Below are 14,607 nucleotides of genomic sequence, written 5' to 3'. Positions count from 1 at the left end.
GCCTACGGCCCAAACAGAAAGCCCCGGCGCGAGCCGGGGCTTCGTTCGTGCCGCACTAGTGCAGCGACTTCAGCCAGTCGTCGACGTCCTGACGGACCTGGTCCTTGGCCTTGCCGTAGCGTTCCTGCAGCCGGCCTTCGAGCTGCTCGCGGCGTCCCTCGATCAGCTGGAGGTCGTCGTCAGTGAGCTTGCCCCATTTCTCCTTGGCCGATCCCTTGAACTGCTTCCAGTTTCCTTCGATGCGATTCCAATCCATGACCATCTCCCGTTGGTTGATGGCCCGACAACGCGAGGCGCGCGCAGCCGTTCCGCGGCGCGCCGCGGCGTTTCGCCCAACAAAAAGCCCCGGCTCGCGCCGGGGCTTTTGACGTCCGAATGACCGGGCTCAACCCGCCGCCTTGTTATCCAAGCGCCTTGGCCTCGCGGCGGCGCGCGGTGAGGATGTATTCGGTGTAGCCGTTCGGCTGCTCGCGTCCCCTAAAGATGAGGTCGCAGGCGGCCTTGAAGGCAACGCCGTCGAAGGCTGGCGCCATCGGCTTGTAGATCGGATCGCCCGCGTTCTGCTTGTCGACGACGACGGCCATGCGTTTGAGCGATTCCATCACCTGCGCCTCGGTGATCACGCCCTGGTGCAGCCAGTTGGCGAGATGCTGGCTGGAGATGCGCAAGGTCGCGCGGTCTTCCATCAGGCCGACATCGTGGATGTCAGGCACCTTGGAGCAGCCGACGCCCTGGTCGATCCAGCGCACGACGTAACCGAGGATGCCCTGGCAGTTGTTGTCGATCTCCTGCTTGACGTCGTCAGGCGCCCAGTTCGACTTCGATACCGGAATGGTGAGGATGTCCGAGAGCTTGGCGCGCGGGCCACCCTTGGTCAGCTCCTGCTGACGTGCGATGACGTTGACCTGGTGGTAGTGCAGCGCGTGCAAGGTCGCCGCGGTCGGTGAGGGCACCCACGCCGTGGTGGCGCCGGCCTGCGGATGCGCGAGCTTCTGCGCCAGCATGTCCGCCATCTTGTCGGGGGCGGCCCACATGCCCTTGCCGATCTGGGCATGGCCGGGCAGGCCGTCGATCAGGCCCATGTCGACGTTCCAGTCCTCATAGGCCTTGATCCAGGCCTGCGCCTTCATCTCGTTCTTGCGGATCATCGGACCCGCTTCCATCGAGGTGTGGATCTCGTCGCCGGTGCGGTCGAGGAAGCCGGTGTTGATGAACATGATGCGCTTGGAGGCGCGCTGGATGCAGGCCTTGAGGTTGACGGTGGTGCGCCGCTCCTCGTCCATGATGCCGACCTTGAGCGTGTTCTCGGGCAGGCCGAGCATCTTCTCGACGCGATCAAAAATCTCGCAGGTGAGCGACACTTCGTCGGGACCGTGCATCTTCGGCTTGACGATATAGGCCGATCCGGTGCGGCTGTTCTTGACCTTGGAGTTACCCTTGAGGTCGTGGATGGCGAGCAGGCCGGAGACGGCGGCATCGAGCAGGCCTTCCGGCACTTCCTCGCCCTTCTCGTCGAGTACCGCGTCGGTGAACATGTGGTGACCGCAATTGCGCATCAGGAGCAGGCTGCGGCCGTGCAGCTTGAGCTCGCCCTTGCCATCGGGCGTCTTGTAGACGCGGTCGGCGTTGAGCGAGCGCGTCAGCGTCTTGCCGCCCTTCTCGAAGTCCGCCGACAGCGTGCCGTTCATCAGGCCGAGCGTGTTGCGATAGACCAGCACCTTGTCCTCGGCGTCGACCGCGGCGACCGAGTCTTCCATGTCGAGAATGGTGGAGACGGCGGCTTCCATGATCATGTCGGCGACGCCGGCCGGATCGTCCTTGCCGATCGCGCTGCTGCGGTCGATCGACACTTCGACATGCAGGCCGTTGTTGACGAGCAGTACCGCGCTCGGCGCAGCCGCATCGCCCTGGAAGCCGGCGAACTGCGCGGCGTTCTTCAGCGCGGTCGCGTTGCCGCTCTTGAGCTTCACCGCGAGCTGGCCCGCGACGACGCTATAGGCGGTGACGTCGGTGTGGCTGCCGGTCGCAAGCGGCGCGGCGGCGTCGAGGAAGGCCTTTGCTTTCGCGATCACCTTGTCGCCGCGGGCCTTGTTGTAACCCTTGCCGCCCTCGGAAGGATCGTGCGGGATCGCGTCGGTGCCGTAAAAGGCGTCATAGAGCGAACCCCAGCGCGCGTTCGCCGCGTTCAGCGCATAGCGCGCATTGGTGAGCGGCACGACGAGCTGCGGGCCGCAGATCTTGCCGATCTCCTCGTCGACATTGGCGGTCTCGACCTTCTGCGTCGCCGGCTCCGGGACGAGATAGCCGATCTGCTTCAGGAACGCGGTGTAGGCGTCGAGGTCGAACGCCTTGCCCTTGTTGGCGCGGTGCCAGTCGTCGATCTTGGCCTGGAGCGCGTCGCGGAACGCCAGCAGCTCGCGGTTCTTCGGTCCCAACTCCTTGATGATGCCAGCAACCCCGGCCCAGAACGCATCCGGCGCGATCCCCGTTTTCGGGGCCGCTTCCTTGGCGATGAAGTCAAACAGGACGGGAGCGATCTTCAATCCGTGGGCGTCGACGCGTTTCATGATGGGCTTTCTTGTTGGAAATGGCTGTTTTTGGCTGCTTTTGACCCGACAGCAGCAAAATGCGCCCACGAGGGGCGGCTTTCGGGGACCTATTAGCCCCAAAATCGAGGCGGTGAGAAGACCCCCAAAGGTTTGTCAAAATGTCAAGGCGAGGGGGTTGGCTCGTTTTACAAACCGATCGGGCCCGGCTCCACACCACGCGCACAACTGCGCTCCCTCCCCCTTGCGGGGGAGGGCGGGGGAAAGGGGTGGCCCAGGAATTGGTGTGTCTGAGTTCGACGGAGCGAGTGCTAGTGATGGAGAGAGTCCCCCGTGTGGACCCCTCTCCCTAACCCTCCCCCGCAAGGGGGAGGGAACGCACTGCCCGTGTGGCGCCGCGCGCGTGCCAGCGAAAGCACGTGTGCTCAAATATTCGCGGCGAGGTCCACGAGCTCGTCGAACAGCACGCCTGATGTCTTGAGCATGAGTTCGATCTCGTCTGCCGCCTCGGCGACCGTCCGCTTCGACGTGTCGATCACGAGCTCTGCCGCCTGCGGCGCCTCGTAGTCGTTGCCGATGCCGGTGAACGAGGCGAGCGCGCCGGCGCGGGCTTTCTTGTAATGGCCCTTGGGATCGCGCTCCTCGCACACCTCCGCCGGCGTCGCGACATGAATCTCGCGGAAGGCGGTGTCGGCGATGCGGCGCGCGGTGGCGCGGTCCTCGCGGGCGGGCGAGACGGCCGCAACGATCGCGATATGGCCGTTGCGGGCGAGATGTGTCGCGACCTCGGCGAGGCGGCGGATGTTCTCGCTGCGATCGGCGGCCGAGAAGCCGAGATCGCTGTTGAGGCCGGCGCGCAGCGTGTCGCCGTCGAGCAGGATCGGCGAGCCGCCATTGGTGAAGAGACGCCGCTCCAGCGCCCGCGCCAGCGTCGACTTGCCGGAGGCCGGCAGGCCGGTGAGCCAGACAACGGCACCGTTGTGGCGATAGCGCGCGGAACGCTCGTCCGGTCGCAGCGCCGATTCCACCGGCACGATGTCGACAGGCACTGCGCGCTGGCCGGCATCGACCGACAGCACCAGGCCGCCGCCGGCGATGCGTCCGGACACTTCGATCACGAGGCGGCCGGTGCGCGGGTTCTCGGTGTAGGGATCGGTGGCAATCGGATTCGAAAGAGAAATGTCGATCTCGCCGACATGGTGACGGCCGATCGCCTTGTTCTCGCTGCTGGAGAGCTCGCCGGGATCGACCGCCTTCTCGATCGCGACGACGGTGGCGCGGCTTTCCTTCGGTCCGCAGCGCACCAGCAGCTGGTCGCCCTTGGCGAGCGGCTTGTCGTGCAGCCAGAAGATGCGCGCGCGCAGCCGCCGCGTCTCGCGCGGGGCGGCGCCCGCATGCGCGATGATGTCGCCGCGCTCGATGAACAATTCGCGGTCGAGCGTGATGCCGACCGAGCGGCCCGCGCCCTGACGGCTTGCGATTGGTGTCAGCGGCCAGCTCTCGACCGACTTGATCTTCGCGATCTTGCCGGCCGGCATAATCACGATCTCGTCGCCGGCAATGAGGCTGCCGGATTCGATGCGGCCCGCCACGATGCGGCGGTCGTCGAACTTGTAGATCGCCTGCACCGGCAGGCGCAGCGCCAGCGCTTCCAGCGGCCGGGCCGGCTCGAGCCGGTCAAGCGCCTCGACCACGGTCGGTCCCTTGTACCAGCCGATGCGGTCGGTGTGCTCGGCGACGCCGTCGCCATCGCGCGCCGAAATCGGGATCACCGCTGCCGGCGTCACGCCGAGGCCGTTCAGATGCGCCGAGATTTCCTCGCTGATCGCCTTGAAGCGGTCGGATGAGAAATCGACGCGGTCCATCTTGTTGACGACGACGGCGACCTGCTTCACGCCGAGCAGATGCAGGAGATAGCCGTGCCGCCGGGTCTGGTCGCGCACGCCTTCGAGCGCATCGATGATCAGCACGGCGCCGTCAGCTTGCGAGGCGCCGGTGATCATGTTGCGCAGGAATTCGGCGTGGCCGGGCGCGTCGATCAGCACGATGTCGCGCGAATTGGTGCGGAAGCGGATCTGCGTGGTGTCGATGGTGATGCCCTGGTCGCGCTCTGTCTGCAGCGCATCGAGCAGGAACGACCATTCGAACGGCATGCCGCGCCGCGCGCTGACGGCTTTCAGCATTTCCAGCTTGCCCTCGGGCAGGCTGCCGGTCTCGTGCAGGAGACGACCGACCAGCGTCGACTTGCCGTGATCGACATGGCCGACGATGACGATGCGCACTTGCGGACGCGTGGTGCCGTTCGGCGTGGCGGACGACGTGGGGGTGACGATCATGTTCATAGCCGCGGTGCGTCCTAAGATCAGAGATAGCCGGCGACGCGCAGGCGCTCGAAAGCGTCCTCGGTCTCATGGTCGAGCGCACGGCCGGCGCGCTCCGGCACCTTGGTCTGCTCGAGCTCGATCAGGATCTCGTCGATGGTCGACGCGGTCGAATTCACGGGGTTGGTGATGTCCTGATCGCCCAGCGAGCGATAGCGCTTGCCGTCCTTGGCAAGATACAGCGGGATGATCGGAATGTTCTCGCGCTTGGTGTAGGCCCAGATGTCGGCCTCGGTCCAATGCAGGATCGGGTGGATGCGCAGGTGAGCGCCCTGGGGAGGCGAGGCGTTGAAATGATCCCAGAACTCCGGCGGCTGGTCGCGCACGTCCCAATTGCCTTCGAGACCGCGCGGTGAGAACACGCGCTCCTTGGCGCGGGTGGCCTCCTCGTCGCGGCGTATGCCGGCGATCAGGCCGTCAAAACCGTATTTGCCGAGCGCCATCTTGAGGCCCTCGGTCTTGCGCGCGGCGGAACGGGCGGCGGGGGGAAGCGTCGGGTCGACCGCATCGATGGGCGGGCAGGGCTCGACGCGCAGGTCGAGATCCCACTCCTTCCCGTAATGATCGCGAAAGCGATACATCTCCGGAAACTTCTTGCCGGTGTCGACATGGAGGGCCGGGAACGGCATGCGACCGAAGAAGGCTTTCCGCGCCAGCCAGATCATGACGTTGGAGTCCTTGCCGAGCGACCACAAGAGGGCGATCTTTTTCAGGCGGGCAAAGGCCTCGCGGAAGATGTAGATGCTCTGGGCTTCGAGCTGGTCGAGATGGTCCATGCTGGGCGCAAGATCAGCAGAAAATTCTTGCGTGCCCGAGCGGCTGACGAGGGCCGGGCTGCTCACTCCGACAACTGCGGAATCGTCCTTGAGAAGATGCATCTCTGGCACTTTGCGTTTGGAGGCGAAAATTCTATAGTTGCAGTGCAGAAGAGAAGAAAAAATTTTCTCTTTGCGCGCTCGAAACGACACATATATAGAAAATAATTCCAGTCAACCCCGGATGTGGGGGAAGCGAGTATCGCATGCGGTTCTTGCCGGTGTTTCTCGATCTCAAGGCCGGTCCGGTGGTCCTCATCGGCACGGGCGAGCTTTTGCGCGCAAAATTGCGCGTGCTCGCCGCTGCCGGCGCGCACATCCGCGTGCATGCGATCGACGGCAATCATGACCTCGGCCTCGGCTCCGAGGACGCGGCGCGCGTTGAGATCGCGAGCGGCGATCCGCTGACCGCTGATCTCGCCGGCGTCATCGCCATCGTCTGCGCCGGTGCGGGTGACGTCGGCGTGGCCATGTCGGTTCGCGCCAAGGCGCTCGGCCTCCCCGTCAACGTCATGGACGATCTCGAACATTCCAGCTTCATCTTCCCGGCCATCGTCGATCGCGGCGATGTCGTGGTCGCGGTTGGCACCGGCGGTACCTCGCCGGTCGTGGCGCGGCGCGTGCGCGAGAAGATCGAGGCGCTGCTGCCCGCGCGCATTGGCGAGCTCGCCGAGTTCATCGGCACCTTTCGCAAATCGATCAATGAGCGGATCGCCGAGTTTCCGCTGCGCCGCCGCTTCTGGGAGCGCGTCATCGACGGTCCGATCGGCGCTTCGGTGCTCGCCGGCCGCAAGCGCGAGGCGGACGTGGCGCTCAAGTCCATTTCTGATCCGTCGGCATTTGCGCGCGCGGACAAGCCGGAAGGCTCGGTCGCGCTGGTGGGTGCCGGTCCCGGCGATCCTGACCTTCTCACCATCAAGGCGCTGCGTGCGCTGCAGGATGCCGACATCGTCTTCCATGACGAGCTGGTCTCGCCCGAAATCCTCGATCGCATCCGCCGCGACACAACGCGCGTTGCGGTCGGCCGCCGCGTCGGCAAGCCCGGCATCGGCCAGGACGCCATCAACAAGCGCATGATCGAGGCCGCGCAGTCCGGCCAGCGCGTGGTGCGGCTGAAGGGCGGCGATCCCTTCGTGTTCGGCCGTGGCGGCGAAGAAGTCGAAGCGCTGCGCGCCGCCGGCGTCGCCTACTCCGATCATTCCCGGCATCACCGCGGGGCTCGGCGGCGCCGCCGATTTCGAGGTGCCGCTCACCTTCCGTCATGAAGCGACCCGCATCACTTTCCTCACCGCGCACAAGGCGCGCGATGCCGAAGCCGTGGACTGGTCGACGCTGACCGACACCAGGATGACCGTCGTGGTCTACATGGGCATGACCGCCGCGCCCGCGATCCGCGAGGGCCTGTTCGCCGCCGGCCGCTCGCCGGAGACGCCGGTCGGCGTCTTCGCCCGCGTCACCGCGTCCCGACGCGCAAGGCGCGATCGGCACGCTGCGCCGATCTGCCCGAGCTCGTGCGGCGGACCAATGGCGGTCCCGCCATCCTCATCATCGGCGACGTGGTCCGGCATGCCGGCTCGCTTCTCCGCCAAACCCCAAAACAAATCATCTCTGACCTATTGGATGCAGCCGAATGACCTCCCCGCTCGAACAGAAGAAGATCAAGATCGCCGGCCCCTCGGTCGTGACCGCCAACCGCACGTGGGACGGCATCGTGGTGTACCGCACCGCCGCCAAGAGCTGGTCCGCCGACCTCTCGGAAGCTGCGATCGTGCGCAACTCCGACGAGGCCAAAGCGTTGCTTGCAGAGTCGGTCGCCGATGACGTCGGCGCCATCGGCCCCTATATCGCCCCGGTGCAGGTCGGCGCGGACGGCAAGATCGAACCCGGCAACCTGCGCGAACAGATCCGCCGCACCGGTGTGACCATCGGGTCGTCGGCCCAGGTTTAAGGCGCTTTCTTATGTATGCTTACGACGAAATCGACCGCACGCTCGTCAACGAGCGCGTCTCGGAGTTCCGCGACCAGGTGAAGCGCCGCCTCTCCGGCGAGCTCACCGAGGACGAGTTCAAGATCCTGCGTCTTCAGAACGGCGTCTATCTGCAACTGCACGCCTACATGTTCCGTGTCGCGATCCCCTATGGAACGCTGGCGACGAACCAGTTGCGGGCGCTCGCCCATGTCGCGCGGAAGTACGATCGCGGCTACGGCCATTTCACCACCCGGCAGAACATCCAGTTCAACTGGATCAAGCTCGCCGAGCTGCCGGATGCGCTGGAAGATCTCGCCCAGGTCGGCATCCATGCGATGCAGACCTCCGGCAACAACATGCGCAATGTTACCTCGGACCAGTGGGCCGGCGTCGCGCCGGGCGAGATCGAGGATCCCCGCATCTGGTCGGAGCTGATCCGCCAGCACACCACGCTGCATCCGGAATTCTCGTTCCTGCCGCGCAAGTTCAAGATCGCGATCACCGCGTCGGACCATGACCGCGCCGCGATCAAGATCCACGACATCGGCCTCCGCCTGATCAAGAACGAGAAGGGCGAGACCGGCTTCGAGGTGCTGGTCGGCGGCGGCCTCGGCCGCACGCCGTTCATCGCCAAGACCATCAAGCACTTCGTGCATGGCCGCGATATCCTCAGCTACATCGAGGCGATCCTGCGCGTCTACAATCAGTACGGTCGCCGCGACAACATCTACAAGGCGCGCATCAAGATCCTGGTGCACGAGCTCGGCATCGAGAAATTCTCGCGCGAAGTCGAGGACGAGTGGCAGCACATCCGCAACTCCTCGCTCCAGATCGACGACGAGGTGATCGAGGACATCCGCTCGCGCTTCACCTATCCCGCTTACGAGAAGCTGCCGCACATGCCGGACGAGCTGCGCCAGGCCGCGGCCGATCCTGAGTTCGAGGCATGGCGCAAGAACTCGGTGGCTCCGCACAAGGTGCAGGGCTATTCCATCGTCACGATCTCGCTGAAGCCGACCGGCGGGCCTCCGGGCGATGCCACCGCCGAGCAGATGGATGCGCTGGCCGATCTCGCCGACAAATACTCGTTCGGCGAAATCCGCGTCGGTCACGAGCAGAACCTGGCGCTGCCGCACGTCGCCAAGCGCGATTTGCCGGCGCTCTGGAAGGCGCTCGACAAGCTCGGCCTCGCGACGCCGAATGTCAATCTGATCACCGACATCATCGCCTGCCCGGGGCTCGATTATTGCTCGCTGGCCAATGCGCGCTCGATCCCGATCGCGCAGGAGCTGACGCGGCGCTTTGCCAATCACGAGCTCGCCAATCTGATCGGCCGGCTCCACATCAACATCTCCGGCTGCATCAATGCCTGCGGCCATCACCATGTCGGCCACATCGGCATTCTCGGCGTCGAGAAGAACGGCGAGGAGGTCTACCAGATCACCATCGGAGGCCGTGCCGACGAGAACGCCGCGCTCGGCACCCTGATCGGTCCCGGCGTCAAGTTCGACGAGGTCGCCGACGTCGTCGAGGACATCGTGGAAGCCTATCTCGCGCTGCGCGAGCGGCCCGAAGAGCTGTTCATGGACACCGTGAAGCGTCTCGGCGTCGAACCCTTCAAGGAGCGCGTCTATGCCACTCGTTAACGGCGGAAAGATCGCCGACGACAGCTTCGTCAAGCTTGCCGTCGACACGCCGCTGCCCGAGGGCGGCGACATCCTGGTACCGGCCGAGCGCTTCCTCGGCGAGGCCGAAGGCTTGCTCAAGCGCGCCGGCAAGGTCGGCGTGATCTGGCCGAACAACCGCGACATCGACGAGCTGGTGCCGTATCTCGGCAAGGTCGCCGCCGTCGCGCTGGTGTTCCCGACCTTCCGTGACGGGCGCGCCTACAGCCAGGCGCGGCTGCTGCGCGAGCGCTACAATTATCGCGGCGAGCTGCGCGCCACCGGCCAGATCCTGCGCGACCAGTTCGTGTTCATGCTGCGCGCCGGCTTCGATTCCTTCGAGGTCAAGAAGCAGGCCGACGCGGAAGCCTTCATGCAGACCGCCAAGCGCTATTCGGTGTTCTACCAGCCGACCGGCGATGGACGCATCACGGCGCTGCACCGGCGCATGCAGCTGCGTCATTCCGAGGGTGTCGGCACGTGAACGCGATCGCGCCCCAGGTCTCACCGTCCATCTCTGCACTGCCTTCGGCGGAAGAACTCGATCGCGCCTTGCGCGATGCGTCCCCCGCGGGGTCATTGCCGCGGCGCTGAAGACGGTGGGGCGCGAGAAGCTCGCGCTGGTGTCGTCGTTCGGCACGGAATCGGCGACGCTGCTCAAGGTGATGGCAGACGTCGATCCCGCGATTCCCGTGATCTTCCTCGATACCGGCTGGCTGTTCGAGGAGACGCTGGCCTATCGCGACGCGCTGATCGAAACGCTGGGCCTCAAGGACGTCCGCTCGATCAAGCCGGCGGAGGAAACGCTGTCGCGCGAGGATCCCGAGCGCGACCTCTGGTTCTCCGATCCCGACGCCTGCTGCCGTATCCGCAAGGTGGAACCGCTGGCGCGCGCGCTAAAACCGTTCGATGCCTGGCTCAACGGCCGCAAGCGCTTCCAGGGCAATGCGCGCGCCGACATTCCGGTTGTGGAGGACGACGGCGTGCGGTTGAAGTTCAATCCGTTCGCGAATGTCTCGCGCGAGGAACTCGAAGCGATTTTCGTCCGCGCCAAATTGCCGCGTCACCCACTTGCGGCGTCCGGTTTTCGCTCGGTCGGGTGTATGCCTTGCACGAGCAGAACGGCCGAAGGCGAGGATGAGCGCGCGGGTCGTTGGCGCGGCCGCGCCAAGACAGAATGCGGCATCCACACGATGAAGACTTCGTAGCACAGTCGATCTGCCACGCTGCGAACAAGAAAATCCGGTTCCGTTGACTTGAGAGCGTTTCGCCACGAGTTTCGCCTGCATGCCTTCGCTGACACTGGCGTCGTCGAAGTGAATGGAGTTGGACATGATGCGCCGTATCGTTCCGCTCGCTGCAGGACTGCTCGTATCGAGCCTCGTGGCAAGCTCGGCTCTCGCCGCTGACATCAATCTTTTGAACGTGTCGTACGATCCGACGCGTGAGCTCTATGCCGAGTTCAACAAGGCGTTCGTGAACGCCTATCAGAAGGAGACCGGCAAGAGCGTCGAGATCAAGCAGTCGCATGGTGGCAGCGGCTCGCAGGCGCGCGCCGTGATCGACGGCTTGCAGGCGGACGTGGTGACGCTCGCGCTCGCCTATGACATCGATGCCATCGCCGGCAAGGGCCTCACCGCGGCGGATTGGCAGAAGCGTCTGCCGCAGAATTCATCACCCTATACCTCGACCATCGTGTTCCTGGTGCGCAAGGGCAATCCCAAGGGCATCAAGGACTGGGACGATCTGCTCAAATCCGGCGTTGCCGTGATCACGCCCAACCCGAAGACATCGGGCGGCGCGCGCTGGAATTATCTGGCCGCGTGGGGCTTTGCGCAGAAGAAATACGGCTCGGCCGACAAGGCCAAGGACTTCATCGGCAAGCTCTATCAGCAGGTGCCGGTGCTCGATACCGGCGCGCGTGGCGCCACCGTGACCTTCGTCGAGCGGGGCGTTGGCGACGTGCTGCTGGCCTGGGAGAACGAGGCGTTCCTCGCGCTCAAGGAATTCGGTCCGGAAAAATTCGAGATCGTGGCGCCGCCGCAATCGATCCTCGCCGAGCCGCCGGTCGCGATCGTCGACAAGGTTGCCGATAAAAAAGGCACCCGCAACGCTGCCGATGCCTATCTCCAGTATTGGTACACCAAGGAAGGGCAGGAGATCGCCGCGCGCAACTTCTACCGTCCGCGCGATCCCGTGATCGCGAAAAAGTACGAAAACTCGTTTGCAAAGGTCGAGCTGTTCACGATCGACGACGTATTCGGCGGCTGGACCAAGGCGCAGAAGGAACATTTTGCCGACGGCGGCGTCTTTGATCAGATCTACAAGAACTGATCGGGCGCTGTCGAAGGGGCTTTAACAGGGGGCCTGGTGAGCGCACTCGCAGCACGACGCCGGACACTGCCGGGCTTCGGTCTCACGATGGGACTGACGCTGTCCTGGCTGTCCATCATCATTCTGATTCCGCTCGCCGGCCTGTTCCTAAAATCGCTCGAGCTCAGCCCCGAGCAATTCTGGAACATCCTCTCCAGTCGCCGCACCCTGAATGCGCTGCGGGTCTCGTTCGGCCTGGCCTTCGCGGCGGCCTGCGTCAATCTCATCATGGGCAGCATCATCGTCTGGGCGCTGGTGCGCTACCGCTTTCCCGGCCGGCGCATCTTTGATGCCATCGTCGATGTGCCCTTCGCACTGCCGACGGCGGTTGCCGGCGTCGCGCTGACCGCGCTGTTCGCCGAGAAGGGCTGGCTGGGCGCGCCGCTCGCCGCGCTCGGTATCAAGGTGGCGTTCACGCCGGTCGGCATCTTCGTCGCCATGATCTTCATCGGTATTCCGTTCGTGGTCCGCACCGTGCAGCCGGTGCTCCAGGATCTCGATCCCGAGATCGAGGAGGCCGCGGGCAGCCTGGGGGCCAGCCGCTGGCAGACCATCATCCGCGTGATCCTGCCCTCGCTCGCGCCGGCGCTGCTCACGGGTCTCGCGCTCGCCTTTGCGCGTGCGGTCGGTGAATACGGCTCGGTGATCTTCATCGCCGGTAACTTACCCAACGTCTCGGAGATCGCGCCGCTCTTGATCGTGATCCGGCTCTCCGAATTCCGCTACGCCGACGCGACCGCGATTGCGGTGGTCATGCTCGTCGTCTCCTTCGTCGTCATCTTCGCCGTCAACCGGCTCCAGCGCTGGGCGCAGAGCCGGATCCCAGTGCGCTGAGGAGGATGGCGATGACGATGCAGATCGCAGACACGGTGTCGCTGACGTCGCCCGATGCACGCGCACGTGCACATGCTGCCGCAGCCCGCGACAGCCTGCGCACCGAACCGCGCGCGGTGCGCGCCATCATCATCTCGCTCGCGGTGATCTTCCTGTCCGTCTTCGTCGTGCTGCCGCTGGTCGTGGTGTTCGCGCAGGCGTTCTCGCGAGGGATCCTCGCCTATTTCGCCGCGCTCGCCGAGCCGGAGGCAATGGCGGCGATCAAGCTGACCTTGATCGTCGCGGCGATCTCGGTCGGCTTCAATCTCGTTTTCGGCCTCGTCGCCGCCTGGGCGATTGCGAAGTTCGATTTCCCGGGCAAGACCTTCCTGATCACGCTGATCGACCTGCCATTCTCGGTGAGCCCGGTGATCTCCGGCCTCGTCTTCGTGCTGCTGTTCGGTGCGCAGGGCTATTTCGGCGGCTGGCTCAGGGATCACGACATCCAGATCCTGTTCGCGGTGCCCGGCATCGCACTCGCCACCACTTTCGTGACCTTCCCGTTCGTGGCACGCGCGCTGATCCCGTTGATGCAGGAGCAGGGCACGCAGGAGGAGGAAGCCGCGATCTCGCTCGGCGCCTCCGGCTTGCAGACCTTCTTCCGCGTCACGCTGCCCAACATCAAATGGGGCGTGCTCTACGGCGTCCTGCTCTGCAACGCGCGCGCGATGGGCGAGTTCGGCGCGGTCTCAGTGGTCTCCGGCCATATCCGCGGCGAGACCAACACCATGCCGCTCCTGGTCGAGATCCTCTACAACGAGTACCAGTTCGTCGCCGCCTTCGCGATTGCCTCGCTGCTGGCGATGCTGGCGCTGATCACGCTGATCGCCAAGACAATTCTCGAACGTCACCTCGACGAAGGACAAGACGTCAATGACCATTGAAGTCAAAAATCTCGTCAAGAAGTTCGGCAGCTTTGCCGCGCTCGACGGCGTCGACCTCAGGGTCGACAATGGCGAGTGCTGGCGTTGCTCGGTCCCTCCGGCTCCGGCAAGACCACCTTGCTGCGGATCATCGCCGGTCTCGACTGGCCTGATTCCGGCGAAGTCTCCTTCAACGGCGAGGACGCGCTGGCGCAGGGCGCGCGCGAGCGCCACGTCGGCTTCGTGTTCCAGCACTACGCGCTGTTCCGCCACATGAGCGTGTTCGAGAACGTCGCCTTTGGCCTGCGCGTGCAGCCGCGCGCCGTCCGCAAGGACGAAGCCACGATCCGTGCGCGGGTCAAGGAGCTGCTCGACTTGGTGCAGCTCGACTGGCTCGCCGACCGCTATCCGAGCCAGCTCTCCGGGGGCCAGCGCCAGCGCATCGCGCTCGCCCGCGCGCTCGCGATCGAGCCGCGCATCCTCCTGCTCGACGAGCCCTTCGGCGCGCTCGATGCCAAGGTGCGGAAAGAACTGCGAAGGTGGCTGCGCTCGCTGCATCACGAGATCAACGTCACCTCGATCTTCGTCACCCACGACCAGGAGGAGGCGCTGGAAGTCGCCAACCGCGTCGTGGTGATGGACAAGGGGAAGATCGAGCAGATCGGCTCGCCGGACGACGTCTACGAGACGCCTGCGACCGCCTTCGTCCACGGCTTCATCGGCGAGTCCATAGAATTGCCGGTCCAGGTCGACGGCGGCGTGATCCGGCTCGGCGACCGGCCGCTCGCCCTTGCCGCGGATGGGCTTGCGCCTGGCGCGTCAAGACTGTTCGTGCGGCGACATGACATGCTGGTCGGCCCGCCCGGCAGCGGCGCCTTCGAGGGCGCGGTCCAGCACGTCCGCAATTTCGGCCCGGTGCAGCGCGCCGAAGTCGCACTATCAGGCGGCGAAACCATCGAGATCGATGCCCCCCGCGACAAGGAACTCCGCGCCGGCGACACCATCGGCCTCGAGCCGAGGCGTTACCGGATATTTGCAGGCTAGAATTCCCGCGTCATTCCGGGGCGCGCGTCAGCGCGAACCCGGAATCTCGAGATTATAGAGGGAGATTCCGGGTTCAGTG

The 14,607-nt window shown here is 65.0% G+C and carries 10 protein-coding genes and 3 pseudogenes; 9 read left to right on the top strand and 4 right to left on the bottom strand.

Annotated elements, in window-relative coordinates; translation table 11 throughout:
- Window positions 1-55 precede the first annotated feature (55 nt).
- The 4 genes from FOM02_RS21715 to cysD form a co-directional block, all read right to left on the bottom strand.
- The gene (locus FOM02_RS21715) at window positions 56-256 is read right to left on the bottom strand and encodes a CsbD family protein (RefSeq protein ID WP_008546815.1); all 201 of its coding nucleotides are present in this window, start codon (window positions 254-256) and stop codon (window positions 56-58) included.
- A 145-nt stretch (window positions 257-401) separates the two neighbouring features.
- A complete protein-coding gene (locus tag FOM02_RS21710; RefSeq protein ID WP_027561172.1) occupies window positions 402-2,567 on the bottom strand; it encodes a malate synthase G in 2,166 nt (721 codons plus the stop codon).
- 404 nt (window positions 2,568-2,971) lie between these two features.
- A complete protein-coding gene (gene cysC / locus FOM02_RS21705) occupies window positions 2,972-4,888 on the bottom strand; it encodes an adenylyl-sulfate kinase (RefSeq protein ID WP_027561171.1) in 1,917 nt (638 codons plus the stop codon).
- A 20-nt stretch (window positions 4,889-4,908) separates the two neighbouring features.
- Window positions 4,909-5,703, bottom strand: coding sequence for a sulfate adenylyltransferase subunit CysD (gene cysD, locus FOM02_RS21700; RefSeq protein ID WP_027561170.1), 795 nt, complete (start codon window positions 5,701-5,703; stop codon window positions 4,909-4,911).
- A 245-nt stretch (window positions 5,704-5,948) separates the two neighbouring features.
- On the opposite strand from cysD, the pseudogene cysG reads away from it, so the two are divergent.
- The 9 genes and pseudogenes from cysG to FOM02_RS21655 all read left to right on the top strand — a co-directional run bounded on the left by cysG (window position 5,949) and on the right by FOM02_RS21655 (window position 14,528).
- Window positions 5,949-7,376: pseudogene (gene cysG / locus FOM02_RS21695) on the top strand (siroheme synthase CysG).
- Window positions 7,373-7,690, top strand: a complete 318-nt coding sequence (locus FOM02_RS21690; RefSeq protein WP_027561168.1) for a DUF2849 domain-containing protein — start codon at window positions 7,373-7,375, stop codon at window positions 7,688-7,690. The pseudogene cysG and the gene FOM02_RS21690 overlap by 4 nt, the downstream one beginning before the upstream one ends.
- Window positions 7,691-7,701: 11 nt before the next feature.
- Complete coding sequence (locus FOM02_RS21685; protein ID WP_027561167.1) at window positions 7,702-9,357, top strand: nitrite/sulfite reductase; 1,656 nt, start codon at window positions 7,702-7,704, stop codon at window positions 9,355-9,357.
- On the top strand, window positions 9,344-9,859 hold the full coding sequence (locus FOM02_RS21680; protein ID WP_027561166.1) for a DUF934 domain-containing protein: 516 nt from the start codon (window positions 9,344-9,346) through the stop codon (window positions 9,857-9,859). The genes FOM02_RS21685 and FOM02_RS21680 overlap by 14 nt, the downstream gene beginning before the upstream one ends.
- Window positions 9,856-10,583 (top strand): annotated as a pseudogene (locus FOM02_RS21675) (phosphoadenylyl-sulfate reductase). Before FOM02_RS21680 ends, FOM02_RS21675 begins: the two are co-directional and overlap by 4 nt.
- 112 nt (window positions 10,584-10,695) lie before the next feature.
- Entirely contained in the window at window positions 10,696-11,709 is a 1,014-nt protein-coding gene (locus FOM02_RS21670) for a sulfate ABC transporter substrate-binding protein (protein ID WP_092216572.1), read from the top strand.
- 36 nt (window positions 11,710-11,745) lie between these two features.
- Window positions 11,746-12,582: a sulfate ABC transporter permease subunit CysT gene (cysT, locus tag FOM02_RS21665; RefSeq protein ID WP_084334537.1), complete on the top strand. Its 837-nt coding sequence runs from the start codon at window positions 11,746-11,748 to the stop codon at window positions 12,580-12,582.
- Between the two features lie 11 nt (window positions 12,583-12,593).
- Entirely contained in the window at window positions 12,594-13,505 is a 912-nt protein-coding gene (cysW, locus tag FOM02_RS21660; RefSeq protein WP_027561162.1) for a sulfate ABC transporter permease subunit CysW, read from the top strand.
- A pseudogene (locus tag FOM02_RS21655) lies at window positions 13,495-14,528 on the top strand (sulfate/molybdate ABC transporter ATP-binding protein). Before cysW ends, FOM02_RS21655 begins: the two are co-directional and overlap by 11 nt.
- The last annotated feature ends 79 nt before the right edge of the window (window positions 14,529-14,607 follow it).

Source organism: Bradyrhizobium sp. SEMIA, from assembly GCF_014844175.1.
In the GTDB taxonomy this organism is placed as follows: Bacteria; Pseudomonadota; Alphaproteobacteria; order Rhizobiales; family Xanthobacteraceae; genus Bradyrhizobium; species Bradyrhizobium arachidis.
The sequence above is the reverse complement of the archived record's forward strand: the minus strand, read 5'-3'. Positions and strand labels throughout refer to the sequence as shown.

Coding starts and splice junctions, on each gene's coding strand:
- cysW (WP_027561162.1), top strand. CDS start 12,594: ATGACGATGCAGATCGCAGACACGGTGTCGCTGACGTCGCCCGATGCA.
- cysC (WP_027561171.1), bottom strand. CDS start 4,888: ATGAACATGATCGTCACCCCCACGTCGTCCGCCACGCCGAACGGCACC.
- cysD (WP_027561170.1), bottom strand. CDS start 5,703: ATGGACCATCTCGACCAGCTCGAAGCCCAGAGCATCTACATCTTCCGC.
- FOM02_RS21690 (WP_027561168.1), top strand. CDS start 7,373: ATGACCTCCCCGCTCGAACAGAAGAAGATCAAGATCGCCGGCCCCTCG.
- FOM02_RS21685 (WP_027561167.1), top strand. CDS start 7,702: ATGTATGCTTACGACGAAATCGACCGCACGCTCGTCAACGAGCGCGTC.
- FOM02_RS21710 (WP_027561172.1), bottom strand. CDS start 2,567: ATGAAACGCGTCGACGCCCACGGATTGAAGATCGCTCCCGTCCTGTTT.
- FOM02_RS21680 (WP_027561166.1), top strand. CDS start 9,344: ATGCCACTCGTTAACGGCGGAAAGATCGCCGACGACAGCTTCGTCAAG.
- FOM02_RS21670 (WP_092216572.1), top strand. CDS start 10,696: ATGGAGTTGGACATGATGCGCCGTATCGTTCCGCTCGCTGCAGGACTG.
- FOM02_RS21715 (WP_008546815.1), bottom strand. CDS start 256: ATGGATTGGAATCGCATCGAAGGAAACTGGAAGCAGTTCAAGGGATCG.